Origin of the sequence: Pseudomonas putida (genome assembly GCF_028682175.1) — a bacterium.
Classification (GTDB): Bacteria; Pseudomonadota; Gammaproteobacteria; order Pseudomonadales; family Pseudomonadaceae; genus Aquipseudomonas; species Aquipseudomonas putida_AD.
In genome coordinates this window covers 177097-200029 of record NZ_JANHKS010000004.1, presented here as the reverse complement: position 1 = coordinate 200029, position 22933 = coordinate 177097, and the positions used below count along the sequence as shown (strand labels likewise).

23 protein-coding genes and 1 tRNA gene are annotated in these 22933 nt (G+C 62.8%); 19 read left to right on the top strand and 5 right to left on the bottom strand.

Annotation, left to right across the window (positions count from 1 at the left end; genetic code table 11):
• Position 1 precedes the first annotated feature (1 nt).
• The 4 genes from fdhE to NPS29_RS05065 all read left to right on the top strand — a co-directional run bounded on the left by fdhE (position 2) and on the right by NPS29_RS05065 (position 4509).
• The gene (fdhE, locus tag NPS29_RS05080; RefSeq protein ID WP_274131104.1) at positions 2 to 928 is read left to right on the top strand and encodes a formate dehydrogenase accessory protein FdhE; all 927 of its coding nucleotides are present in this window, start codon (positions 2 to 4) and stop codon (positions 926 to 928) included.
• A 124-nt stretch (positions 929 to 1052) separates the two neighbouring features.
• Positions 1053 to 2483 (top strand): L-seryl-tRNA(Sec) selenium transferase, encoded by a 1431-nt coding sequence (gene selA / locus NPS29_RS05075; RefSeq protein ID WP_274131103.1) that lies wholly within the window; start codon positions 1053 to 1055, stop codon positions 2481 to 2483.
• A complete protein-coding gene (gene selB / locus NPS29_RS05070) occupies positions 2480 to 4405 on the top strand; it encodes a selenocysteine-specific translation elongation factor (protein WP_274131102.1) in 1926 nt (641 codons plus the stop codon). The genes selA and selB overlap by 4 nt, the downstream gene beginning before the upstream one ends.
• Positions 4406 to 4413: 8 nt before the next feature.
• Positions 4414 to 4509: transfer RNA gene (locus tag NPS29_RS05065), tRNA-Sec, on the top strand.
• Between the two features lie 244 nt (positions 4510 to 4753).
• Here NPS29_RS05065 and NPS29_RS05060 read toward each other — a convergent pair.
• Positions 4754 to 4891 carry a hypothetical protein gene (locus NPS29_RS05060; protein ID WP_274131101.1) on the bottom strand — a complete coding sequence of 46 codons (138 nt, stop codon included), beginning with the start codon at positions 4889 to 4891 and terminating at the stop codon, positions 4754 to 4756.
• Between NPS29_RS05060 and NPS29_RS05055 the strand changes: the two genes are divergently transcribed.
• From NPS29_RS05055 to NPS29_RS05040, 4 genes are all read left to right on the top strand, one after another.
• A complete protein-coding gene (locus tag NPS29_RS05055) occupies positions 4890 to 5567 on the top strand; it encodes a TIGR04211 family SH3 domain-containing protein (RefSeq protein ID WP_274131100.1) in 678 nt (225 codons plus the stop codon). The genes NPS29_RS05060 and NPS29_RS05055 overlap by 2 nt on opposite strands.
• Positions 5568 to 5803: 236 nt before the next feature.
• Positions 5804 to 7528, top strand: coding sequence for a gamma-glutamyltransferase (gene ggt / locus NPS29_RS05050; protein WP_274131099.1), 1725 nt, complete (start codon positions 5804 to 5806; stop codon positions 7526 to 7528).
• 310 nt (positions 7529 to 7838) lie between these two features.
• Positions 7839 to 8777: a GTP cyclohydrolase FolE2 gene (gene folE2, locus NPS29_RS05045; RefSeq protein ID WP_274131098.1), complete on the top strand. Its 939-nt coding sequence runs from the start codon at positions 7839 to 7841 to the stop codon at positions 8775 to 8777.
• A complete protein-coding gene (locus NPS29_RS05040; RefSeq protein WP_274131097.1) occupies positions 8774 to 9940 on the top strand; it encodes a DUF1624 domain-containing protein in 1167 nt (388 codons plus the stop codon). Before folE2 ends, NPS29_RS05040 begins: the two co-directional genes overlap by 4 nt.
• Here NPS29_RS05040 and NPS29_RS05035 read toward each other — a convergent pair.
• Positions 9927 to 11081 carry a MalY/PatB family protein gene (locus NPS29_RS05035; RefSeq protein WP_274131096.1) on the bottom strand — a complete coding sequence of 385 codons (1155 nt, stop codon included), beginning with the start codon at positions 11079 to 11081 and terminating at the stop codon, positions 9927 to 9929. The genes NPS29_RS05040 and NPS29_RS05035 overlap by 14 nt on opposite strands.
• Positions 11082 to 11290: 209 nt before the next feature.
• Here NPS29_RS05035 and NPS29_RS05030 point away from each other — a divergent pair, with 209 nt between their 5' ends.
• Both NPS29_RS05030 and NPS29_RS05025 read left to right on the top strand, forming a co-directional pair.
• A complete protein-coding gene (locus NPS29_RS05030) occupies positions 11291 to 11908 on the top strand; it encodes a hypothetical protein (protein WP_274131095.1) in 618 nt (205 codons plus the stop codon).
• The gene (locus NPS29_RS05025; RefSeq protein ID WP_274131094.1) at positions 11901 to 12629 is read left to right on the top strand and encodes a hypothetical protein; all 729 of its coding nucleotides are present in this window, start codon (positions 11901 to 11903) and stop codon (positions 12627 to 12629) included. The genes NPS29_RS05030 and NPS29_RS05025 overlap by 8 nt, the downstream gene beginning before the upstream one ends.
• 45 nt (positions 12630 to 12674) lie before the next feature.
• On the opposite strand, the gene NPS29_RS05020 is transcribed toward NPS29_RS05025, so the two are convergent.
• Positions 12675 to 13832 (bottom strand): cysteine desulfurase family protein, encoded by a 1158-nt coding sequence (locus tag NPS29_RS05020; protein WP_274131093.1) that lies wholly within the window; start codon positions 13830 to 13832, stop codon positions 12675 to 12677.
• A gap of 208 nt (positions 13833 to 14040) precedes the next feature.
• Here NPS29_RS05020 and NPS29_RS05015 point away from each other — a divergent pair, with 208 nt between their 5' ends.
• The 6 genes from NPS29_RS05015 to NPS29_RS04990 all read left to right on the top strand — a co-directional run bounded on the left by NPS29_RS05015 (position 14041) and on the right by NPS29_RS04990 (position 18787).
• Positions 14041 to 14502 carry an Lrp/AsnC family transcriptional regulator gene (locus NPS29_RS05015; RefSeq protein WP_274131092.1) on the top strand — a complete coding sequence of 154 codons (462 nt, stop codon included), beginning with the start codon at positions 14041 to 14043 and terminating at the stop codon, positions 14500 to 14502.
• Between the two features lie 232 nt (positions 14503 to 14734).
• The gene (locus tag NPS29_RS05010) at positions 14735 to 15496 is read left to right on the top strand and encodes a GntR family transcriptional regulator (RefSeq protein ID WP_274131091.1); all 762 of its coding nucleotides are present in this window, start codon (positions 14735 to 14737) and stop codon (positions 15494 to 15496) included.
• Positions 15493 to 17223 (top strand): fumarate reductase/succinate dehydrogenase flavoprotein subunit, encoded by a 1731-nt coding sequence (locus tag NPS29_RS05005; protein ID WP_274131090.1) that lies wholly within the window; start codon positions 15493 to 15495, stop codon positions 17221 to 17223. Before NPS29_RS05010 ends, NPS29_RS05005 begins: the two co-directional genes overlap by 4 nt.
• 60 nt (positions 17224 to 17283) lie before the next feature.
• Complete coding sequence (locus NPS29_RS05000) at positions 17284 to 17529, top strand: 4Fe-4S dicluster domain-containing protein (RefSeq protein ID WP_274131089.1); 246 nt, start codon at positions 17284 to 17286, stop codon at positions 17527 to 17529.
• A 5-nt stretch (positions 17530 to 17534) separates the two neighbouring features.
• The gene (locus NPS29_RS04995; RefSeq protein WP_274131088.1) at positions 17535 to 18506 is read left to right on the top strand and encodes a HEAT repeat domain-containing protein; all 972 of its coding nucleotides are present in this window, start codon (positions 17535 to 17537) and stop codon (positions 18504 to 18506) included.
• The gene (locus NPS29_RS04990) at positions 18503 to 18787 is read left to right on the top strand and encodes a DUF971 domain-containing protein (protein WP_274131086.1); all 285 of its coding nucleotides are present in this window, start codon (positions 18503 to 18505) and stop codon (positions 18785 to 18787) included. Before NPS29_RS04995 ends, NPS29_RS04990 begins: the two co-directional genes overlap by 4 nt.
• A gap of 129 nt (positions 18788 to 18916) precedes the next feature.
• On the opposite strand, the gene pcsA is transcribed toward NPS29_RS04990, so the two are convergent.
• Positions 18917 to 19636, bottom strand: coding sequence for a phosphatidylcholine synthase (gene pcsA / locus NPS29_RS04985; RefSeq protein ID WP_274131085.1), 720 nt, complete (start codon positions 19634 to 19636; stop codon positions 18917 to 18919).
• Positions 19637 to 19934: 298 nt separating this feature from the next.
• Here pcsA and NPS29_RS04980 point away from each other — a divergent pair, with 298 nt between their 5' ends.
• Complete coding sequence (locus NPS29_RS04980) at positions 19935 to 20264, top strand: hypothetical protein (protein WP_274131084.1); 330 nt, start codon at positions 19935 to 19937, stop codon at positions 20262 to 20264.
• A 40-nt stretch (positions 20265 to 20304) separates the two neighbouring features.
• Here the strand turns inward: NPS29_RS04980 and NPS29_RS04975 are convergent, their stop codons facing one another.
• Positions 20305 to 20874, bottom strand: coding sequence for a GNAT family N-acetyltransferase (locus NPS29_RS04975; protein WP_274131082.1), 570 nt, complete (start codon positions 20872 to 20874; stop codon positions 20305 to 20307).
• 224 nt (positions 20875 to 21098) lie between these two features.
• Here NPS29_RS04975 and NPS29_RS04970 point away from each other — a divergent pair, with 224 nt between their 5' ends.
• Together NPS29_RS04970 and NPS29_RS04965 are read left to right on the top strand one after the other, a co-directional pair.
• Positions 21099 to 21467: a hypothetical protein gene (locus tag NPS29_RS04970; RefSeq protein ID WP_274131080.1), complete on the top strand. Its 369-nt coding sequence runs from the start codon at positions 21099 to 21101 to the stop codon at positions 21465 to 21467.
• Positions 21468 to 21695: 228 nt separating this feature from the next.
• On the top strand, positions 21696 to 22907 hold the full coding sequence (locus tag NPS29_RS04965; RefSeq protein WP_274131079.1) for a M24 family metallopeptidase: 1212 nt from the start codon (positions 21696 to 21698) through the stop codon (positions 22905 to 22907).
• Positions 22908 to 22933 lie beyond the last annotated feature (26 nt).

The following is a 22933-nucleotide window of genomic DNA, read 5'->3' as shown; positions in this document are numbered from 1 at the left end:
GTTGAGCCAGATTCTCGAACCCGGGCAAATCGAAGCGGCTGCCGGCTCGCCGCCATTCCTGCACCTGCCGCCGCCGGATCTGTTCGCCCTGCGTGCTGCCCGCCTGGAGCAGCTTGCCCAGGATCACCCGCTGGCCGGTTACCTGCGGCTGATCGCAAGCCTGTGTCGGGTGCAGCAGAGCCTGCTCGACCAGCCTCCGGCGCAGTGGGCGCTGGACGCCCAGAGCCTGGAGCTGTGCCGTCAGCGCGGTTTGCCACCCCTGGCCGCCGACAGCATGGTGCGTCAGGTGCAATGGCAGGTCTGGCTGGACGCGCTGCTCGAACGCTATCCAGCGTCGGACTCGACGCTGGTGGGCCAGGCCTTGACCCGCCTGCGCGAGGCTGGCGAGGGGCAGCGCAGGGCCTGGGCGCTGATGTTGCTGGGCGGTCAGTTCTCAGGCCTGCCGCCGGCGCTGGTGCCGTTTCTTGGTGCAGCCTTGCAGGCAGCGTGGACTCATTGGCTGCTCATGCTGCCGACCCATGAACTGAAGGCCTGCGATGCCCTGAGCCTGTGCCCGGCCTGTGGCTCGCCGGCCATGGCCGGGGTGTTGCGTCATCGCGGCAAGCACAATGGCCTGCGTTATCTGGCCTGTTCGCTGTGCGCCTGCGAGTGGCATGTGGTGCGGATCAAGTGCGTGTATTGCGAGCAGAGCAAGGGCCTCAAATACATGAGCCTGGACAGCGATCGCGTGGCCGTGGACAAGGCGCCGTTGCGGGCCGAGGTCTGTCCCGGGTGCAACACCTACCTGAAGCAGATCTACCTTGAATGCGATGCCTACGCCGAGCCGCTGTCAGCGGATCTCGCCAGCCTGGCGCTGGACATGCGCCTGGACCTGGAAGGCATCGCCCGCATGGCGCCGAACCTGATGCTGGCGCCAGGAGGGGAGTGAAATAGGCGGCTAGACTCATGCCATGCCGTTCTCCGTAGCAGTCCGGCTCGCCGGCGTCAGCGGTTTCAAGGGTGCTGACGCCGGCAAGCCGGACTGCTACGACGCAGACCTGTAGGAGCCTTGAATGCCGCAAACCCTCGCTTCGATCCCGCCGCGCTTGCCTTCCATCGACAGCCTGTTGCGTCACCCCGCCTGCCATCCGCTGATCGAGCGCTATGGCCGGGACGCGGTGCTGGCGACCTTGCGCCAGTTGCTGGACGATCTTCGCGAGTCGACCCGCCTGGGCCAGCTCAGCGCCAGCGAACTGGGCAGCGAGGTGCTGGCGGGCAGGGCGGCCGAGCGTCTTGCCGCAGCCCATCAAAGCCGGGTGCGCCGGGTGTTCAACCTCACCGGCACCGTGCTGCACACCAATCTGGGCCGGGCGCTACTGCCCGAAGAAGCCATAGAAGCCATCCAGATCGCCGCCCGCTATCCCTTGAACCTGGAGTTCGACTTGGCCAGCGGCAAGCGCGGTGACCGCGACGATCTTATCGAAGGCCTGATCCGCGAGCTGACCGGCGCCGAAGCCGTCACCGTGGTCAACAATAACGCCGCTGCGGTGCTCCTCGCGTTGAACAGCCTTGGGGCGCGCAAGGAGGGGATCATCTCCCGGGGCGAACTGATCGAGATCGGCGGCGCCTTTCGCATCCCCGACATCATGGCCCGGGCCGGCGTCAGACTGCATGAGATCGGCACCACCAACCGCACCCACGCCAAGGATTACCAAGAGGCGATCAACCCGCGCACCGGCCTGCTGATGCGCGTGCACACCAGCAACTACAGCATCCAGGGCTTCACCACCAGCGTATCGACCGCCGAGATCGCCGCAATCGCCCATCAGCACGACCTGCCACTGCTGGAAGACTTGGGCAGCGGCAGCCTGCTGGACCTGACGCGCTGGGGCCTGCCCGCCGAACCCACGGTGCGCCAGGCGCTACTCGACGGGGCGGACATCGTCACCTTCAGCGGCGACAAACTGCTGGGTGGCCCGCAAGCCGGGTTGATTGTCGGCAGCAAGGCGCTGATCGCCAGGATCAAGAAAAACCCGCTCAAACGTGCCCTGCGCGTGGACAAACTCACGCTTGCCGCCCTTGAGGCCGTGCTGAGCCTGTACCGCGACCCGGACCGCCTCGCCGCGCGCCTGCCCAGCCTGCGCCTGCTGACCCGCCCGCAGCACGAAATCCTCGCCCAGGCCGAGCGCTTGCGGCCTCTGCTGGCACGGGTGCTGGGTGAGGGCTGGGGCGTTGCGGTGCAGCCGAGCTTGGGTATGATCGGCAGCGGCAGCCAGCCTGTGGCGCGGCTTCCCAGCGCATCGCTGTGTTTACGACCGATCGTCTCAAAAAAGCTGCGAGGGCGGCAGTTGCATGGGCTGGAGGCGGGTTTGCGCAAGCTGCCGATCCCGGTGCTGGGGCGTATCGATGATGACGCCTTGTGGCTGGATCTGCGCCAACTGGATGACGAAGCGGGCTGGATCGCCCAGTTGAATCAGCTGCAATGGGAGGGCGAGGCAGGGTGATTGTCGGCACGGCGGGGCATATCGACCACGGCAAGACGGCGTTGCTTGAGGCGTTGACCGGGCAGGCTGGTGATCGTCGCCGTGAGGAACGCGAGCGCGGCATCACCATCGATCTGGGTTACCTCTACGCGCCGCTCAAGCCTGGGGCGCCGCTGACCGGTTTCATCGATGTGCCGGGCCATGAGCGGTTCATTCACAACATGCTCGCTGGCGCCCAGGGCATCGATCTGGTGCTGCTGGTGGTGGCCGCAGACGACGGCGTGATGCCCCAGACCCGCGAGCACCTGGCGATAGTCGAGTTGCTGGGCATCCCCGAGCTGTTGGTGGTCATCAGCAAATGCGACCGCGCTGAGGCTGCGCGGGTGCAGCAGGTGAGCACGCAAATCAGGCAGTTGCTGGCGCCCGGGCCTTACGCCGATGCCTTGCAGTTCGAGGTGTCCAGCCACAGCGGCGATGGTGTGGAAACCTTGCGCCAGGCGCTGCTGCTGGCGCAGGAGGACGTGGCTGAGCGCAGTGATCGGGGCGGGTTTCGTCTGGATATCGACCGGGCGTTCACGGTGGCAGGGGCGGGGATTGTGGTCACCGGCACCGCGCTGGCCGGGCAGGTGACGGTGGGTGACACCCTGGCACTGGGTCAGGCCGGCAGACAGGTGCGAGTGCGCGGGCTGCATGCGCAGAACCAGAGCGCCGCCCAGGCCTGGATCGGCCAGCGGGTGGCGCTGAACCTGAGTGCGGAGAAGCTCAGCCTCGAGCAGATTCACCGGGGCGACTGGCTGTTGGCGCCGTGGCTGTTCGCGCCCACCCAGCGCATGGACATCTATTTGCACTTGCTCGCCAGCGAAACCCGCGCCTTCGAGCATTTCAGTACAGTCCACGTTCATATCGGCACCCAGGACGTCACCGCCCGGGTCGCGCTGCTGGAAGGCAGCACGCTGCAGCCCGGCCAGCGCATGTTCGCGCAACTCTTGCTCAATGCCCCGGTACACGGGGTGCATGGCGACCGTCTGGTGCTGCGGGACCAGAGTGCCCAACGTACTCTCGGTGGCGGGCGCGTGCTGGACCCGTTCGCGCCTTCACGTCAGCGCCGAAGCGAAGCCCGGCTTGGGCAACTGCGGATTCTGGCCAGCGCCGACAGCCTGGAACAGGCGTTGCCCGCACTGATCGCCAACAGCGAAACAGGGCTGGACCCACAGCGGCTGGAACGTCAGTTCAATCGCCTGCGGGCCACTTGGCGCTTGCCCGGTGACATCCGCATCATCGCCACGCGCCAGGGGCAATTGCTGTTCAGTGAGGCGCGATGGCAGGTCCTTCGCGACGAGATGCTGGCTCATCTGGGGCGCTTTCATCAGCAGGAGCCTGACCAGTTGGGTCCTGATCGCGACCGCTTGCGCCGGTTTGCCGCGATGGCGCGGGATCGGCCTGCGTTCATTGCGCTGGTGGATGAGTTGCTGAGCTCGGGCCGGATCTGTAGCAGCGGGCCCTGGCTGCATCTGCCGGATCACCAGGTCAAACTCAGCGAGCAGGACGATGCACTCTGGCAGCGCATCGAGCCGTTGCTGGCGAACGCCGGGTTCGACCCGCCCTGGGTGCGCGATCTGGCCGCCGCCACCGGCCATCCCGAGGCCGACGTGCGTTTGCTGCTGCGCAAGCTCGCGCGCATAGGCCAGGTACACCAGGTGGTGCGCGATCTGTTCTATCTTGAGTCCGTGACCGCACACATGGTGGCTATGCTTGTGCAGCTGTCGGCGGTTGACCCGGTGATCCAGGCTGCGGAGTTTCGCGACAGGCTGGGCATCGGCCGCAAGCGCAGCATTCAGATTCTCGAGTTTTTCGACCGCATCGGTTTCACCCGGCGTATGGGCGATCAACGCCGGATTCGCCCGGATAACGCCTTGGCACAAGGGGCGTCAGGCGCGGTCTGATCGATCATGGAAGGCAATCGCGCCCGGTGGCGCGGCCGGGCTTCAAACCCGGTTGGGGACGGCAGCCGTTCCCGGGCAGGTTCGACTCCCGCTGCCTTCCGCCATTCTTGTCAACACACATACCCCGTAGCAGTCCGGCTTGCCGGCGTCGGCGATCTCGAGGACGTCCCCGCCGGCAAGCCGTGCTGCTACGGGGTAGGGGTTGTCCTCAGGTGGCGGGCGCGCACCGATCCCGTAGGAGCGCGCTTGCCCGCGAATGCGCCGGGTCAGGTACCTCTATGTCCACTGGCACATCGCCGTCGCGGGCAAGCGCGCTCCTACAGGCATCGGCCATCCACCAGACGAACGTCACCCCCCGACACTGAACCTGACACCATTTGAACTGTCAGTAGACCACTGTGCGCGCAGCGCCGCCCGTTTTTTGTCCATTGCACGGGGCCCGACCATCCGGCCTTTCTTTTTTATTTTTTGTTGAAGATCATCCATGCCTCTATCTCCTGATCGCGCCTCCACCCCTCACGTTTCCCCGCAGCCGGGCGCTCGTCGCCGCGCGCTCGGCATTGGCCTGGTGAGCACGCTGCTGTCCCTGGGGCTGGCGGGCCAGGCGCTGGCGGAAGGCAAGGATCGCTGGGTGGCCGACACCTTGAGCACCTACGTGCGCAGCGGCCCCACCGATGGCTATCGCATCGTCGGCACACTCAAGTCCGGGCAGAAGGTCGAGCTGTTGACCACCCAGGGCGACTACAGCCAGGTCAAGGGCACTTCCGGTGACACCGTCTGGATTCCGTCCTCCGAACTGCAGGAAGTGCCGGGCCCTGCCGAGCGTGTGCCGCAACTGACCCAGCAGGTCGCTGATCTCAGCGCACAACTGAAAACCATCGACGACGACTGGAAAACCAAGGTCCAGGGCATGCAGGAAACCCTCGACTCGCGCAAGAAGCTGGTGGATGAGCTGGAATCGCGCACCAAGGACCTCAACGCCCAGTTGACCGACGCCCAGTCCGAATTGCGCTCGACCCAGGCCAAGCTGGGTGACGAGAACAATCAGGTGCTGATGCGCTACATGGTCTACGGCGGCAGCATTGCCGGCGCGGGGCTGCTGCTGGGGTTGATCCTGCCTTCGCTGACCCGTGGTCGCAAGCGCAACGATCGCTGGTTCTAATACGTAATCGTACTTCCTTGAGATCGCCCCGCCGGCAAGCCGTGCTGCTACGGACCGCGTGGACAACGAAATCCCCGTAGCAGCCGGGCTTGCCCGCGGGGACGTCATTGAAATCGCCCGCACCCGCAAGCCGTGCTGCGATGAAATATTCTGTCAAACTCTCTTTCAGCCGCTACTTTTACAGGGCCTCAATCGAACATTGATGTTCCTATCAAAAAGAAGAAGAGAGTTGCCCCATGAAGTACGAACCCTTGGCCAAGTCGCTCGTCGCGACGGCACTGACCCTGGCTGTCTCCTGTTCCTACGCTGCCTCCGTGGCGCCGGTTGCCGCTGAAAACGGCATGGTGGTCACCGCTCAACACCTGGCGACACACGTGGGTGTCGATGTTCTCAAGTCCGGTGGCAACGCGGTGGACGCCGCTGTTGCCGTGGGCTACGCGCTGGCGGTGGTGTATCCCGCAGCGGGTAACCTGGGCGGTGGCGGTTTCATGACCGTGCAATTGGCCGATGGCCGCAAGACCTTCCTCGATTTCCGCGAAAAGGCGCCGCTGGCGGCGACCGCGAACATGTACCTGGACAAGGACGGCAACGTGGTGCCGGACCTCAGCTCCAAGGGCCACCTGGCGGTAGGGGTGCCGGGCACGGTGTCTGGCATGGAGCTGGCGCTTAGCAAATACGGCACCAAAAAGCGCGCCGAAGTCATCGCACCGGCGATCAAGCTGGCGGAAAACGGCTTCGCGCTGGAGCAGGGTGACGTCGATCTGCTGGACTACGCCACCAAGGAGTTCCAGGCCGACAAGGACCTCTCCGGAATCTTCCTGAACAAGGGCCAGCCGCTGAAAGTCGGCGACAAGCTGGTGCAGAAGGATCTGGCGAAAACCTTAAAGGAAATTTCCGCCAAGGGCAGTGACGGTTTCTATAAAGGCTGGGTCGCCAAAGCCATCGTCGATTCCAGCAAGGCGGGCAAGGGCATCATCGTCCAGGCTGACCTCGACAAGTACAAAACCCGGGAACTGGCGCCCATCGAGTGCGATTACCGTGGATACCACGTGGTTTCCGCGCCACCACCCAGCTCTGGCGGCGTGGTGATCTGCGAGATCATGAACATCCTCGAAGGCTACCCGATGAAGGATCTGGGCTATCACTCAGCCCAGGGCATGCATTACCAGATCGAGGCCATGCGCCACGCCTACGTGGACCGCAACAGCTATCTGGGCGATCCGGATTTCGTGAAGAACCCCATCGCCCACCTGCTGGATCGCGACTACGCCGCCAAGCTGCGTGCCGCCATCGAGCCGCAAAAAGCCGGTGACTCCCAAGCCATCAAACCGGGGGTTGCACCCCACGAAGGCAACAACACCACCCATTACTCCATCGTCGACAAATGGGGCAACGCGGTTTCGGTCACCTATACCCTCAACGACTGGTTCGGTGCGGGCGTGATGGCGAGCAAGACCGGGGTGATCCTCAACGACGAAATGGACGACTTCACCTCCAAGGTCGGCGTCCCGAACATGTACGGCCTGATCCAGGGCGAAGCCAACGCCATCGCACCGGGCAAGGCGCCGCTGTCGTCGATGAGCCCGACCATCGTCACCAAGGACGGCAAGACCGTGATGGTGGTGGGTACGCCGGGCGGTAGCCGGATCATCACCGCGACCTTGCTGACCATGCTCAACGTCATCGACTACGGCATGAACATCCAGGAAGCGGTGGATGCGCCACGTTTCCACCAGCAGTGGATGCCGGAAACCACCAATCTTGAAAACTTCGCGGTCAGCCCTGACACGCAGAAGCTTCTCGAAAGCTGGGGTCACAAGTTCGCCGAGCCGCAGGATGCCAACCACCTGGCCGCCATTCTGGTCGGCGCGCCGTCATTGGGTGGCAAACCGGTGGGCAACAACCGTTTCTACGGGGCTAACGATCCGCGTCGTAATACCGGGCTTTCGTTGGGGTATTGAGGCCTAACCGTAGCAGTCTGGCTTGCCGGCGGGGGCGTCCCTGAAATCGCTCCCGCGGGCAAGCCGTGCTGCTACGGGACCGTGGGATGGCTGCCTGGATCGGATCTGTGGGAGCGGGCTTGCCCGCGAATGCGTCAGGGATGACGCTTCGATGTAGCTTGATACACCGCATTCGCGGGCAAGCCCGCTCCCACAGGTTATCGACACCCCCCCGTCCTTTGTGAATACCCCGATCCCGTAGCAGTGGGAAGTCTGCATTTGAAATGTTATGTTATAACTATCAAATGCGCTTCGAGACTTCATCCTTCCCATGAACAATCCGCTTCCCGACGTTGCTTCCTCCGAATTGTCCCAAGCCCTGCTGCCGCTCGACTGGGTCGGCATGCAGGGCATCGACATTCCCCTGACCCTCGACGAGCCCGGCGCCGCCGCTCCGGTTCATGCCCGTGCCGACCTGCATGTCGATCTGCCGGTGCCGCAGATCAAGGGCATTCACATGTCGCGGCTGTACACGCTGCTCGACCGTTTCGCCGAACATCAGGCGGTAAGCCCGGCCAGCCTTGCCGCGCTGTTAGAATTGATGGTGGCCAGCCACGCCGATTGCCATAGCTCCCAGGCCCGGCTGCGCCTGACCTTCGATCTGCTGTGCAAACGCCCGGCGCTGGTCACTCAGGGTTTGAGCGGCTGGAAATCCTATCCGGTGGTGCTCGATGCGCAATGGCAGCAGGGCCGTCTGTGGCTCGAAGCGGGCGTCGAGGTGACTTATTCGTCTACCTGCCCATGTTCGGCTGCGCTGTCCCGGCAACTGCTGGAACAGGCATTCATCCTGCATTTCGGCGCAGGTCCCGTGGACAGCGCGCAGGTGTCTGCGTGGTTGCGCCACAACGGTTCCCATGCCACGCCCCACAGCCAGCGCAGCGTGGCCCGGGTTCAGGTGCGGATCGACCAGGACGCCGATCACCTGGGCTTGCACAGCCTGATCGACCTGATCGAAGACGCCCTCGGCACACCGGTGCAGACGGCGGTCAAGCGCGCCGACGAACAGGCCTTCGCCCGGCTCAACGGGCAGAACCTGATGTACGTCGAGGATGCGGCGCGCAAGGTTCAGCAGGCGCTGGCCATGGGTTTTCCGGTAAGCAGCGTGTCGGTCAGGCACCTTGAAAGCCTGCACCCCCATGATGCCGTGGCCTGGTCATCCATCGGCCGCGCGCCGACGTTCGGGGCTGTGAATGAGGGGCGCCGCCCATGAGTCGCTTCCAGTCCGTATTGCCGGCGATCCACACCCGTTTGCAATCGATCGACGCCTTACGCGGCCTCATCATCGTTTTCATGCTGCTGGATCACGTGCGCGAAACCTTCTTCCTGCATCGCCAAGTGTCCGACCCGATGGATGTCGCCAGCACCAGCCCGGAATTGTTCGTCAGCCGCACCCTGGCGCATTTCTGCGCGCCGCTGTTCGTGTTTCTGACCGGCCTTTCGGCGTTTCTCTACGGCGAGCGTTATCCGGGCCGGGGGCAGGTCAGCCGTTTCCTGTTCGTTCGCGGGCTGGTGCTGATTGCGCTGGAGGTGACGCTGGTCAACTTCGCCTGGACCTTTGAGTTCCCGCCCGCTGTGATCTACCTGCAAGTGATCTGGGCTATCGGCCTGAGCATGATCGCACTCGCGGCGCTGGTCGCCTTGCCGCGTGTGGCCCTGGCCGCCTTGGGCATCGCGATCATCGCCGGGCACAACATGCTGGATACCCTGCATTTCGGGGCCGACTCGCTGATGCACATTCCCTGGGCCGTGTTGCATGACCGAGGCTGGATCGGGGTCGGCGACAGCCTGCGTCTGCGCACCTCATATCCATTGTTGCCGTGGATCGGCGTCATCGCGGTGGGCTACGCCGCCGGGCCGTGGTTCGCCCGTAACGCAGATGCCATCAGGCGCCAGACCAATCTGGTCGCCTGGGGCGTTGGCCTGCTGGCGCTGTTCCTGGCCTTGCGCGGTATCAACGGTTACGGCGAGAAACCCTGGGCGCCCGGCGACACCCTGACTCTGACCTTGATGTGCATTTTCAACATCACCAAGTACCCGCCATCGCTGCTGTTCCTGAGCCTGACGCTGGGCGTGGGCCTGCTGATGCTGGCGTGGCTGGAGCGCGCCGGGTCGTCGAAATGGCTCAAGCCGCTGGTGATCTTTGGTGCCGCCCCAATGTTTTTCTACCTGCTGCACCTGTACGTGCTCAAGGTGCAGTACCTGATCGCCGTCGCGTTGTGGGGGCAGAATCAGGGCCGTTACTTCGGCTTCGATTCGGTCGCGGCGGTGTGGTTGTGCGCTGCGGTGCTGATCGTGGCGCTGTTCCCCGCGGTGCGCTGGTTCGCCGAGCTCAAGGCCCGGCGTCGCGACATCTCCTGGCTCAAGTATTTCTGACGGGCAGGCTGCGCTCCATCCGCGCCAGTGCTTCTTCGAGCATTGGCCGCGGGCAGCCAAAGTTCAGGCGCACGAACTGCCCGCAATCGTCGCCGAATTCCAGACCCGCGCTCATCGCCACCTTTGCCTGCTCAAGGAAAAACCGCTGTGGGTTCTCCAGACTAAGCCCCGAGCAATCCAGCCAGGCCAGGAAGGTACTTTGCGGCAGGTTCATGGCAATGCCGGGAAAACGGGTCTTGATGGCGTGGGCCAGATAGTCGCGGTTGTCCTGCAGGTAGGCCATGATCTGCGCAAGCCACGCGCCGCCTTCGCTGTAGGCCGCCTGGGTGGCTTCATAACCGAGCACGTTGACGCTGTCGACCAAGCCGCGCTGGCCGCGGTTGAAGCGCTTGCGCAGCTCGGGGTTCTGCACGATGGCGAAGGCGGTCTTCATCCCGGCGATGTTCCAGGCCTTGCTGGCGGACATCAGCGTGACCGTGCGCGCGGCGATCTCTGGGCTCAAGGATGCGATGGGGGTGTGCTTGCGCCCGTCGAACAGGATGTCGGCGTGAATCTCGTCGGAGATGATCAGCACATCACGGTCCACACAGGCCTGGCCGATGGCGCGCAACTCATCGCGCTCGAAGACCTTGCCCAGCGGGTTGTGCGGGTTGCTCAGCAGCAGGCAGCGGGCGTCGGACAGGGTGTTTTGCAGAGCGTTGATGTCGGTGGGATAGGTGCCATCTGCATCGGCGTGAAACGGCAGATCAATCCGCGCCAGGTCCCAGTTTCCGGGGGCATCCAGCAGCGGCGAGTAGTTCGGCGTTTGTACCACGACGGCGCTGTCAGCCTGGACCAGCGCATTGAGCGCCATGTTCACCCCAGGCTCAACGCCCGGCAGGAACACCAGGTCTTCCGGCGCGATGTGCCAGCCATACTGATCGGCCAGGCGCGCCACCAGCGTCTGCCGCAGACGGTCCTGTGCCACCGAATAACCAAGCAGCGGGTGCTCCAGACGATTCTTCAGCGCCTGCATGATCGGCTCGGCCACCGCGAAGTCCATGTCGGCCACCCACATCGGCAACACGTCCTGCGGGTACTGGCTCCACTTCTTGCTGCCGGTGTTCAGGCGCTGATAAACGCTGTTCAGGTCCATGCTCATGACTGTCTCGGAAAAACGGATGCGCGATTGTGCCAGAGAGCGGAGTGGTTGTGTGATGGCCGGGCCCCTGTTTTCACGGGGTTTGGCAGGGTTTGCGCGGCTTGAGGTGTAACCTTTTCAGGTTACATTTTCGAAAGTAACCCAAAAAGGTTACTTTTCTGCAATTTGGCCTATAGTGGTCGCTATCGCACTTTCCTTGTGGGGCGCCCATGACCACCAAAGCCGTGTTGACCGGGGATCTGATGCATTCCCAGACCGTCAGCGACACCCATGCCTATCTTGACGGGCTCAAACGCGTGCTTGCGACGCTGAAGAAGCCCTACGGCCTGACCATCGACACCTTCCGTGGTGATGGTTTTCAGGTGGAGCTGAAACATGCTGCCAAGGCGTTTGAATGTGCGCTGGCGATTCGTGCCGGTCTGATTTCGGCAAGCCCGGCGGGCGAGCGTTGGGATGCGCGGATTGCCATCGGCATTGGCGGCGCGGCATCCGGCGGGCGCTACGGCGAAGCTTTCGTGCTGTCGGGACAAGGGCTCGATGGCATGAAAAAACTGACTCTGGGCCTGTTCAGTCATGACCCGCTGTTGCAGCGCGGCGCCGGGCTGGTAACCGAGTTTGTCGCCGCCGTCGTCGACAAATGGACGGTGGTGGAGGCTCAAGCCTATTACGCGCATCTATTGGACGGCGGCGACCAGCAAAGCATCGCCGAGCAACTGGGCAAGTCCCGCGTCGCGGTCAACAAGGCCTTGCAGCGGGGGCAGGCGCGTTTGCTGGATCGCTACCTGGCTTGTACCGGGCAATGGCTGCTGGAGGTGGTCGATGCGTGATGCCTCTACCGTCTTGCTGGCGTTGATTCTGCTCAATCTGCTGCTTGAGTTCGTTTTCGGCAAATGGCAAGAGCATCGCGGCCAACCGGCGAGCCTTGCGTTCAGGGGACTACAGGCGCTGGTGCAAGGTGCTGCGGTCGCTGCCGTGCTGTTTGCGTTCGATCGCCACGGGCTACCTGCGCTTGGCGCAGGCCTGGGGTTTGCGCTGATTCGGGCGCTGATCGGCTGGCTAATGACGAAGGTTAGATCGGCATTTGCCTTCGTGCTGCAGTTCGGCTTGCAGGTTGGTGCATTGACGGTGATCTGGCTCAGTGCCGAAGGGTACTGGAACTGGGCCTGGGAGCTGTGCAAAACCCTGTTCACCGGCCATAACCTGTTGGTGCTGCTGGCGTATGTCCTGGTGCTCCGGCCCGCCTCGGCGTTGACCGGCGCGGTGCTGACGCCGTTCATGGCGGCCGTGGAGGCCAGTAGCAAAGACTCGCTGAAGAAGGCCGGCACCTGGATCGGCTATCTGGAGCGAGTGTTGATTCTGACGTTCGTGCTGCTGGAGCAGTGGTCCGCCATCGGCTTTCTGCTCACAGCCAAGAGCATTCTGCGGTTCAACGACATCAAGGGCGCCGACCAGCGTCCGCTCAGCGAATACGTGCTGCTCGGCACGCTGGTGAGTTTCACGGTGAGCATCGCGATTGGCTTGGCGGTGCTCAAACTGTCAGGAAAGTAACCTCTAGGGGTTACTTTCCGAAATGTAACCTCTGGAGGTTACACCTCACCAGAAGGTCGTGGCCTGGCTGTTCAACCGCTGGGCGATCACGGCGATGGCTTTTTCAACGTCTGCGGCCTGGGTGTAGCGGCCCAGGCTCAGGCGCAGGCTGCTGCCGGCCTGCGCCTGGGTCAGGCCCAGCGCGAGCAGCACATGGGAAGCGCCGCTGCTGGCCGAATTGCAGGCCGACGTCGAAGACACCGCAATGTCAGCCGCCAGGCTCAAGGCGTTGAAGCCGGCCTTGTCGACGCAGATGTTCAGCGTGTGGGGCACGCGCTGCAGCGGATCGCCATTGAGACTGACCCCCGGCAATTGCAGCAGACCTTCGCGCAATTGCGCCGACAGCTCGGAAATACGCTGAACCTCTTCGGCCATCTCGGCGCTGGCCAGGGCATACGCCGAGCCCATGCCGACAATCTGGTGGGTGGCCAGGGTGCCGGAACGGAAACCCTGCTCATGGCCGCCACCGTGGATCTGCGCTTCGAGCAGCGGTCGGGCCCGTTCACCTACATACAGTGCGCCAATGCCCTTGGGGCCGTAGATCTTGTGGGCGGAGAACGACATCAGGTCCACGGCCAGCGTATTCAGATCAATGGCCAGTTTGCCCGCGCCTTGCGCCGCATCGACGTGGAAAATCGCGCCATGCTCACGCACCAACTCACCGATGGCGGCAATGTCGGTCAGCGTGCCCAGTTCGTTGTTGACCATCATCAGCGACACCAGCAGGGTGTCTTCGCGCAGTGCCTGGCGCACGGCTTCGGGCTGGATCAGGCCCTGACGGTCAGGCTCGAGCCAGGTCACCGGGAAGCCTGCCTGTTCGAGTTGCGAAACGGTATCGACCACCGCCTTGTGCTCGATGCGGCTGGTGATGAGGTGGCGGCGCGGGCCCTTGGCGCTCTGGGCCATGCCCTTGATGGCGAGGTTGTTGGACTCGGTGGCACCCGAGGTCCAGATGATCGATTCGGCGCCGCAGCCCACCAGTTCAGCGACCTGACGCCGTGCCAGTTCAACGGCCTGGCGGGCCTGGTTGCCGTAGCCGTGGGAGCTGGAAGCCGGGTTGCCAAAGGTGCCTTCGCGGCCCAGGCACGTGACCATGGCCTGGATGACGCGGTCATCGACAGGGGTGGTGGCGGCGTAATCGAAATAACAGGGAAGGGTGCTCATTGGAGGAAAATCCGTGCTGTCCATAATGCAGAAAATACTACTAGCGCCGGCCTGAAAAAAAATTGATAACTCGACGCAGAATCGCAGACCGAATAGATTATTTTTCTCCTGTGTCCATCTTTTTGAGAATAAGATTTCGCGGGTCCTTGATAATGGGCTTATCCTTATCGCATTCGGCAATAACGCTTTGTAAGGGTGACCTTTGACCATGGACAAGTTCGACCAGGCGATTCTCGGGATTCTGCAAGCCGACTGCACGCGGCCCATTGCCGAGATCGCAGACAGCATCGGCCTGGGCAGTACCGCCTGCTGGCGCAGGGTGCAGAAGCTCGAAGAGCAGGGCATGATTCGCGGCCGGGTGGCCTTGCTCGACCCGGCGCAGTTGAACGTCGCGGTCACGGTGTTCGCCGCCATTCGCACCAACCAGCACAACGCGCAATGGCTGGGCAGCTTCCATGACCTGATCGCGACCTTGCCGGAAGTGGTGGAGTGCTACCGCATGGCCGGTGATACCGACTACATGCTGCGAATCGTGGTGCCGGACATCGCCGGTTACGACGCGGTGTACAAGAAGCTGATCCAGCTGTCGGGCATCACCGACATCAGCTCCAGCTTCGCCATGGAGCAGATCAAGTCCACCACGCAGTTGCCGTTGACCTATACCACCTGAACCGCATCACACATCCCCGTAGCAGCACGGCTTGCCGGCGGGAGCGTCGTATCAGGCAACGCATCTCTGTCTGATCCACCGCTCCCGCCGGCAAGCCGTGCTGCTACGGATCTTTGGTGTGCCCATCACGAAGATTGGCTCGAGCGCACTAACCTTATAAACAAACGGTATTTCACAAGCGGCTCTTAGGTTCATAACATCACGTCATAACTCGTTATAACAAGTGATCGCCATGACCGACGCCGCCAAGACCCTTTCACCGCTTTCCAGCGTGCCCTTGCACACCCAACTGCACGATCTGCTACGCGCCCGCATCCTGGATGGCGAGTACCTGCCCAACAGCCAGATGCCCTCGGAAAGCGAGTTGGGGGCGGTGTTCAAGGTCAGCCGCATCACCGTGCGCCAGGCGCTGGGCGACCTGCAGAAGGAAGGGCTGATCTTCAAGATTCACGGCAAAGGCACCTTCGTCTCCAAACCCAAGGCGTTCCAGAACGTCAGCACCCTGCAAGGCCTGGCCGAATCCATGACCGGGCGCGGTTATGAGGTCATCAACCGTTTGCGCAGCCTGCGTTTCGTGCCCGCCGACAAGCTCGTCGCCGAGCGCCTGAACCTGGAAGTGGGAGAGACGGTGGCGCAGATCAAGCGGGTGCGGCTGATCAATCGCGAGCCAGTGTCGCTGGAAGTGACCTGGCTGCCCAAACACCTGGGCGAGCGGCTGGAGAATGCCGATCTTGTCACCCGCGACATCTTTCTGATCCTGGAAAACGACTGCGGCCTGTCCCTGGGGCATGCGGACCTTGCCATCGACGCAGTGCTGGCCGACGAGGACCTGACCGGTGCACTGAACGTCGAGGCTGGTTCGCCAATCATGCGCATCGAACGCCTGACCCACACCGCAGACGGCGCGCCCGTGGATTTCGAACACCTTTACTACCGCGGCGATGCATTCCAGTACCGCCTGCGCATCGACCGTCAGCGAGAGGCCCAGTCATGACGCGCCAGACCCTTGAACAGGAATACGACATCGTTGTAATCGGCGGAGGCACCGCCGGCCCCATGGCCGCGATCAAGGCCAAGGAGCGCAACCGCGAACTGCGGGTGTTGCTGATCGACAAGGCCAACGTCAAGCGCAGCGGTGCGATCAGCATGGGCATGGACGGCCTGAACAACGCCGTGATTCCCGGCCACGCCACACCTGAGCAGTACACCAAGGAAATCACCATTGCCAACGACGGCATCGTCAACCAGGCGACGGTGCATGCCTACGCGACCCACAGCTTCGAAACCATCGAGCAACTGGACCGCTGGGGTGTGAAATTCGAGAAGGACGAAACCGGCGACTACGCGGTGAAGAAGGTCCACCACATGGGCGCCTACGTGCTGCCGATGCCCGAGGGCCACGACATCAAGAAGGTGCTTTATCGCCAGTTGAAGCGGGCGCGGGTAAACATCACCAATCGCGTGGTCTGCACCCGGCTGTTGACCGACGCAGAAGGCGCGGTCAACGGGGTGATGGGCTTCGATTGCCGAACGGCGGATTTCCATGTCATCAAAGCCAAGGCAGTCATCCTGGCCTGTGGTGCGGCGGGGCGCCTCGGCCTGCCGGCGTCGGGTTACCTGATGGGCACCTACGAGAATCCCACCAACGCCGGGGACGGCTACGCCATGGCGTACCACGCAGGGGCGGAGCTGGCGAACCTGGAGTGCTTCCAGATCAACCCGCTGATCAAGGATTACAACGGTCCGGCCTGCGCCTACGTCACCGGCCCGCTGGGCGGCTACACCGCCAATAACAAGGGCGAACGCTTCATCGAGTGCGACTACTGGAGCGGCCAGATGATGTGGGAGTTCCATCAGGAACTGGAAAGCGGCAACGGCCCGGTGTTCCTCAAGCTCGATCACCTGGCCGAAGAAACCATCCAGAACATCGAGCAGATCCTGCACAGCAACGAACGCCCCAGCCGTGGCCAGTTCCACGCCAATCGCGGCACCGATTACCGCAGCCAGATGGTGGAAATGCACATCTCGGAGATCGGCTTTTGCAGCGGTCACTCGGCGTCCGGGGTGTGGGTCAACGAGCGCGCAGAAACCTCGGTCAAGGGGCTGTATTCGGCAGGCGACATGGCCGCGGTGCCCCATAACTACATGCTGGGGGCCTTTACCTACGGCTGGTTTGCCGGCAACAACGCGGCCGACTACGTCGCCGAACGGGCCTTTACCACTCTGGATGCGCAGCAGATCGAACGCGAGCAGGCGCGGGTCTATGCGCCGCTCGACCGCGAACACGGGCTGCCGCCAGCCCAGGTCGAGTACAAGCTGCGCCGCTTCGTCAACGACTACCTGCAACCGCCCAAGGTGACCAGGAAGATGCAACTGGGCCTGGAGCGTTTTGCGCAGATCGAGCGCGATCTGGACCAACTCAAGGCCAACACCCCCCATGAGCTGATGCGGGCGATGGAAGTCAGCGTGATTCGCGACTGCGCGGAAATGGCCGCCAGGGCTTCGTTGTACCGCGCCGAGAGCCGCTGGGGCCTGTACCACCATCGGGTGGATCACCCCCTGCGCAACGACCGTGACTGGTTCTGTCATTGCCACCTGAAAAAGGGCCAGGACGGACGCATGGAAAGCTTCAAGAAGCCGGTCGAGCCCTACATCGTGGCGCTGGATGCCGATGAAATGCAGGCCTATGACCGCCTGCGCGTAGGCGCCGACGCTGCTTGACCCATTCGCCACACCGCCCGTTCAAAGACAGAGCGCGATACGCGCCAAGGATCCCGTGAAATGGCCTACCAGCCCCAGGAAGTGTTCTTCCGCTCCAACGCCCCGGTGACCATCGACGAAGACAAGTGCATCGCCGAAAAAGGCTGCACGGTCTGTGTCGACGTATGCCCGATGGACCTCCTGGCCATCAACCCGGCGACGCAGAAAGCCTACATGGCCTTCGACGAATGCTGGTACTGCATGCCCTGCGAGAAAGACTGCCCCACCGGTGCGGTGAAGGTCGAGATCCCGTATCTGCTGAGTTGAAGAACATGACTGACCTGACCTGTAACTTTGACGATATCGACCATCCGGACATCCTGGCCCTGCAACCGCGCCTTCAGGATCCCGACGCGGGCGTGCGCCGCATTGCCCTGATCGAACTGGCCGATCTCGAAGAACTGGATGGACTGCCCTGCCTGATCGACCGCCTGGCCCATGACACGGCCGAGACGGTGCGCGCCCAGGCGGCCGCGCTGCTGGAAGCCTGGGAGGAGCGCGAAGTCGTGCAAGCCTTGTGCGAGGCCTTGACCGACCCTCAGACGTCGGTGCGGGAGGCGGCTGCGCAAAGCCTGAGCGTGCTCAAGACGCAAGAGGCGGGCAGGGTGATCTTGCCCTGGACGACCCATCCGGACCTCAGCGTGCGAGTGGCTGCTTTTCGCGCCTTGCGCGAATTGCGCCTGGACGAAGCCGCACCCGTTGCACTGCACGCCCTGGATGACAAACACGCCGAGGTTCGGCGTGAGGCTGTGGGTGTGCTGGGATGGCTGAAGAAGACCGATGCCCTGGAGGCGTTGGCGACACTGGCCAGCCACGACCCGGACAGCGAGGTACGCCGCGCTGCCACCGGCGCCCTGGGCCTGGCCAACGATACGCGCGTGCTGCCGGCGTTGTGCACGGCGTTGCAGGATGACATCTGGCAGGTGCGCGAAGAGGCCGCCACAACCTTGGGCAAGGTCGGGCAACAGCAAGCCGCCGGGGCCCTGATTGCCGCGCTCAATGATGAATACTGGCAGGTGCGCCTGCGTGCCGCTCGCAGCCTGGGGCGCTTACGCCATCCCGAAGCATTGGGCCCGTTGATCGAGGCGCTGAATCACAGCATCAGCAACCTGCGCAAGGAAGCGGCGCTGGCGTTGGGCGAACTGGCGGACAAGGCTGCCCGTCCCGCATTGCTGCAACTGGAGCACGACGCCGACCCGGAAGTGCGTAAGGCGGTGCGCATTGCGCTGGGGCAGTTGCAATGAGCGCGGTGCCGGTCGCTATCGGTAACTCCCGGGAGCGACAGACTCTGCGCCTGAACTGGCAGGACGGCAGCGAGCAGCACATCGACCACGTGCTCCTGCGCAAGCAATGCCCGTGCTCGCAATGCCGGGCATTCCGGTTGCGCGGGATGAACCCGGTGGTGGCCGGGTCGATTCGGGTAGTGGGTGTGCATCCCCAGGGCTACGGCCTGCAGCTGGTGTTCAGCGACGGGCACCAGCGGGGGATTTATCCGTGGGCGTATCTGGCGGGGATGAGGGCGTAACGCGGAATGTCATGTTCGCACGATCATTGTAGGAGTGAGCTTGCTCGCGATTGCGATTGACATTCACCATCGTGGTGTCAAACCGACAGCGATCGCGAGCAAGCTCACTCCTACAGGTCAGGTGATGTCTCAGAAGCGCGCTTTATCGATCCATTCAAGCGAGGTGCGCCAGATGCAGATCCCCAGGAAGTACGCCGACATCGCCAGCCACACCCAGAGCACGACCGAACCGTTGTAAGGGTGATTGAGCACCAGCAGGAAACTGCACAGGAACCAGATGCTGGTCACGGCGATGTTGATCGGCATGAAGCGGCGCACGCGGAACGGATGCAGGAATTTCATCCGGGTCACAGTCAACAGCGCCAGGCAAATCACCGTGATGAACGTCAGCCACGGCGCCGGCGACAGGATGTAGACACACAATACGACAACGTTCCAGGCCGCGGGAAACCCCTGGAAATAGTTGTCCTTGCTCTTCATCTCCACGTTGCAGAAACAGAACAGCGACGACACGAGAATGATCGACACACTCAGCAGCAGGGTGTAGTCCGGCACCGGAATATAGCGATACATGAACAGCGCCGGGATGAACACGTAGGTGAGGTAGTCGATCACCAGGTCCAGTACCGAACCGTCGAAATTGGGGAGCACCGACTGCACATTGACCTTGCGCGCCAGCGACCCGTCCACGCCGTCCACGATCAGCGCGATGCCCAACCACAGCAGGCAGGCCTTGGGCTGGTTGTCGAGCAGGGCGATGGTGGCCAGGAAAGCGAGCACGACGCCGGTGGCCGTGAAGCCATGGGCGCCCCATGCCTTGAGCCAGGCGATGCGTTGAATTGGAATCATGGACGGTCCTTCAGAAGATATGGCCAACCTGACGGGCCCGTCGCATAAGGGTGCCGACAGACCTGGCCAGAGGTGCAACTATCGACAGGTTCATCAGCGATAAGGTTCACCACCAACTTCTACACGGTAGCAGGCGGCGCGGGCTTTGGTTGCCAAATTGTCACCTTGGTGTGCAGGTTTTTCCCGAGCGCAGGTGCCGTTGGTCGCCTGATCGGCAAAGGCGGCACTATGCTGGCCCCCGGGGCAAATCAATCTATGCACAATCCTCGGCCTATCAATCAGTTAGGCAAGGATCTGCATGCAAACTATCAGGGTTGTGTTGGTGTTCTGTGCGGTGGCCGGTACTTCATCCTTCACGTTTGCGCGGGACTTGAGCAAGAACGAACACGATCTTTGCAGTTGGGGCGCCGGGATTGCTGGCACGGCGCAGCAATACAAGTTGTCAGGGCTGACCCTGTACGGCGCGCGCAAGAAGCTCCAGGCCCGGCATTTCCCCCAGCAGTGGATGCGCATGAGTGCGCTGGGCATCGCCGAGCAGACCTACGACAGCCCCTCGCGCATGCGCCCGGACAGCGTGCGACAGGTGTATTACGAAGGGTGCACCCGCCACGAATTGGCCCGCCGATGACCGCCCCGTGGCAGCCGGGCTGCTACAAGAATGGGGTACATCAGCTAAGCCGCTGCATCAAATACGCCTCGCCCGTCACCCGAATCATCGGGTGCGGCGTGATCTGGCACGTCTTGATCACTGCAAAACCGTGTCGCTCATAAAACCGTCGCGCACCGGTGTTGGCGGCGTAATCGATCAGGCTCAATCCTTTAAGCCCCATGCTATCGGCGCGAAGTTGCGCACGTTCGAGAAAATCGAGGCCCAGGCCCTTATTGCGCCAGCCCTCGTGCAAGGCCAGGCTTGAGATGTACAGCGTATCCGGCACTTCCATATCGGCATAAGGCGCCAGCACCGGGTCGGTGACCGCTACAGGCTCAGGGTCCTCGCGCATGGCGTAGCTGTGCATCATGCCGATCACCAGCCCTTCGGCTTCGGCAATCAGGCAATTCTGGAAGGAAAAATCCACGTCCTCACGGGCATAACGCCGGGCGCCAACGTCGAGCAGTTCCTCACCCGGTTCGGCCAGCTGGCTCCAGATGTAATCGGATGCACCTTCGGAAGTGATCTGGAACAGGCGGGCAATCTCCCGCGCGTCCCAACGTGTGGCCGGACGAAACTCGACAGTCATGGACAAGGCTCCAGTAGCAAACGGGGGCCTGTTATAGCGTGGAAATTCAAGGCCTCGCCAATGCCGGGCGCAGGCGGGTCGCAATCAGGCCAGCCGTCGTCGCTATAGGTCACAAGCGAGAGGTTTGCAGGCCGTGCGAACAATTACAGGTCGAATTCAGGCACGTCCGGGCTGCGTGTTGCGCCGACAATCAAGCTCCGTTCGACGTCCACAGGATCGAGGTCATGGCGCAGGGCTCCAAGGATCGTTCTTCCGCTCAAAAAGTGCTTCGCATCGGCTTCTGGCTGACCGATGCCTTCGACTTCTATGCCCTGGCCAGCGCGCTGGAGCCCCTGCGCGTGGCCAACGAGACGGCAGGTGAAACGGTGTGCGAATGGCAGATGCTCAGTCTGCAAGGCGCACCGCTTCGGGCAAGCAACGGCGTGACCATGGCCACCCAGGCGCTGGATCAGGCGCAACCCTTCGATGTGCTGATGCACCTGACCTGCGTCGGCCCGCACGGCGCCCGGGGCCTGATTCGCGAGCTCCTGGCCCGCAACCAGCGCGAGCATGCGGCCCCGCATACACAGGCGGATGCCCGACGCCTGCACTGAAACGCTTCGCCCACGCACACAAGCACGATGCCCCGGCTCGCGGTCTGTTCCGCCGACCGGGGCATCGTGCTATGTGCGTGGGGCATCGACAAGGAGACGGGCGGCGCAGCGGATCCAGTCAATTGCAGGTCGGATTCGCGCAAAAAAGCCCCAGGGCCTTCTGTTCGAATGGTCTCCAGCGGCCCGATCAACTGGCGCGCTCCGGTCAATCACTGAAGGATAGAAGTCATGCAAATGCCGAAGACCATCCAGATCAAGAACGGCGAAAAAGTCGCACCCACGTTCTCGGCGCAGGAATACGCCAATCGCCAGGCCAAACTGCGCGGCTATCTGGCGCAGAACGACATCGACGCTGCGGTATTCACCTCGTACCACAACGTCAACTACTACAGCGATTTCCTGTATTGCTCGTTCGGCCGGCCTTATGCCCTGGTCGTGACCCAGGACAGCGTGGTGACGATCAGCGCCAATATCGACGGTGGCCAGCCATGGCGCCGCACGGTTGGCACCGAAAACATCGTCTACACCGACTGGCAGCGCGACAACTACTTCGTCGCCATCCAGCAGGCGCTGCCCAAGGCCGGACGCATCGGCGTGGAGTTCGACCACCTGAACCTGCTCAACCGCGACAAGCTCGCCGCCCGCTATCCGCAGGCCGAACTGGTGGATATCGGCGCGCCGTGCATGCGCATGCGCATGATCAAGTCTGCTGAAGAACATGCGGTCATTCGCCAGGGCGCACGGATTGCCGATGTCGGCGGTGCGGCCATCGTCGAAGCGCTGCGCGACCAGGTCCCGGAATATGAAGTGGCACTGCACGCGACCCAGGCCATGGTGCGCGAAATCGCCCGTACTTTCCCCGATTCCGAGTTGATGGACACCTGGACCTGGTTCCAGTCAGGCATCAACACCGACGGTGCGCACAACCCGGTGACGTCGCGCAAGGTCAACAAGGGTGACATCCTGAGTCTGAACTGCTTCCCAATGATTGCCGGTTATTACACGGCGCTGGAGCGCACGCTGTTCCTGGATCACTGCTCCGACGACCATCTGCGCCTGTGGGAAGTCAACGTCAAGGTGCACGAGGCGGGCCTGAAACTCATCAAGCCGGGCATGCGTTGCTGCGACATCGCGGCAGAGTTGAATGAGATCTTCATGGCGCATGACCTGCTGCAGTACCGCACCTTCGGCTACGGCCACTCGTTCGGCACCCTGAGCCATTACTATGGCCGCGAGGCGGGGCTTGAGCTGCGCGAAGACATCGACACGGTGCTGGAGCCGGGCATGGTGGTGTCCATCGAGCCGATGATCATGCTGCCTGAAGGCCTGCCGGGCGCTGGCGGGTACCGTGAGCACGACATCCTGATCGTCAACGAGCACGGCGGGGAGAACATCACCAAGTTCCCGTATGGCCCGGAACACAACATCATCAAGAAATAAGCTGTCACGCCGCACTTTCCCGTGCG

What these genes read in the sequence shown, in the direction of transcription:
- folE2 (WP_274131098.1), top strand. Translation starts at nt 7,839, where the DNA reads ATGAACAATCCGCTTCCCGACGTTGCTTCCTCCGAATTGTCCCAAGCC.
- pcsA (WP_274131085.1), bottom strand. Translation starts at nt 19,636, where the DNA reads ATGATTCCAATTCAACGCATCGCCTGGCTCAAGGCATGGGGCGCCCAT.
- NPS29_RS05035 (WP_274131096.1), bottom strand. Translation starts at nt 11,081, where the DNA reads ATGAGCATGGACCTGAACAGCGTTTATCAGCGCCTGAACACCGGCAGC.
- selA (WP_274131103.1), top strand. Translation starts at nt 1,053, where the DNA reads ATGCCGCAAACCCTCGCTTCGATCCCGCCGCGCTTGCCTTCCATCGAC.
- NPS29_RS05010 (WP_274131091.1), top strand. Translation starts at nt 14,735, where the DNA reads ATGACCGACGCCGCCAAGACCCTTTCACCGCTTTCCAGCGTGCCCTTG.
- NPS29_RS05005 (WP_274131090.1), top strand. Translation starts at nt 15,493, where the DNA reads ATGACGCGCCAGACCCTTGAACAGGAATACGACATCGTTGTAATCGGC.
- NPS29_RS04970 (WP_274131080.1), top strand. Translation starts at nt 21,099, where the DNA reads ATGGCGCAGGGCTCCAAGGATCGTTCTTCCGCTCAAAAAGTGCTTCGC.
- NPS29_RS05000 (WP_274131089.1), top strand. Translation starts at nt 17,284, where the DNA reads ATGGCCTACCAGCCCCAGGAAGTGTTCTTCCGCTCCAACGCCCCGGTG.
- NPS29_RS05060 (WP_274131101.1), bottom strand. Translation starts at nt 4,891, where the DNA reads ATGGATGATCTTCAACAAAAAATAAAAAAGAAAGGCCGGATGGTCGGG.
- NPS29_RS05025 (WP_274131094.1), top strand. Translation starts at nt 11,901, where the DNA reads ATGCGTGATGCCTCTACCGTCTTGCTGGCGTTGATTCTGCTCAATCTG.
- NPS29_RS04995 (WP_274131088.1), top strand. Translation starts at nt 17,535, where the DNA reads ATGACTGACCTGACCTGTAACTTTGACGATATCGACCATCCGGACATC.
- NPS29_RS05055 (WP_274131100.1), top strand. Translation starts at nt 4,890, where the DNA reads ATGCCTCTATCTCCTGATCGCGCCTCCACCCCTCACGTTTCCCCGCAG.
- NPS29_RS04965 (WP_274131079.1), top strand. Translation starts at nt 21,696, where the DNA reads ATGCAAATGCCGAAGACCATCCAGATCAAGAACGGCGAAAAAGTCGCA.
- NPS29_RS05040 (WP_274131097.1), top strand. Translation starts at nt 8,774, where the DNA reads ATGAGTCGCTTCCAGTCCGTATTGCCGGCGATCCACACCCGTTTGCAA.
- NPS29_RS04980 (WP_274131084.1), top strand. Translation starts at nt 19,935, where the DNA reads ATGCAAACTATCAGGGTTGTGTTGGTGTTCTGTGCGGTGGCCGGTACT.
- ggt (WP_274131099.1), top strand. Translation starts at nt 5,804, where the DNA reads ATGAAGTACGAACCCTTGGCCAAGTCGCTCGTCGCGACGGCACTGACC.
- NPS29_RS05020 (WP_274131093.1), bottom strand. Translation starts at nt 13,832, where the DNA reads ATGAGCACCCTTCCCTGTTATTTCGATTACGCCGCCACCACCCCTGTC.
- NPS29_RS05015 (WP_274131092.1), top strand. Translation starts at nt 14,041, where the DNA reads ATGGACAAGTTCGACCAGGCGATTCTCGGGATTCTGCAAGCCGACTGC.
- NPS29_RS04975 (WP_274131082.1), bottom strand. Translation starts at nt 20,874, where the DNA reads ATGACTGTCGAGTTTCGTCCGGCCACACGTTGGGACGCGCGGGAGATT.
- NPS29_RS04990 (WP_274131086.1), top strand. Translation starts at nt 18,503, where the DNA reads ATGAGCGCGGTGCCGGTCGCTATCGGTAACTCCCGGGAGCGACAGACT.
- NPS29_RS05030 (WP_274131095.1), top strand. Translation starts at nt 11,291, where the DNA reads ATGACCACCAAAGCCGTGTTGACCGGGGATCTGATGCATTCCCAGACC.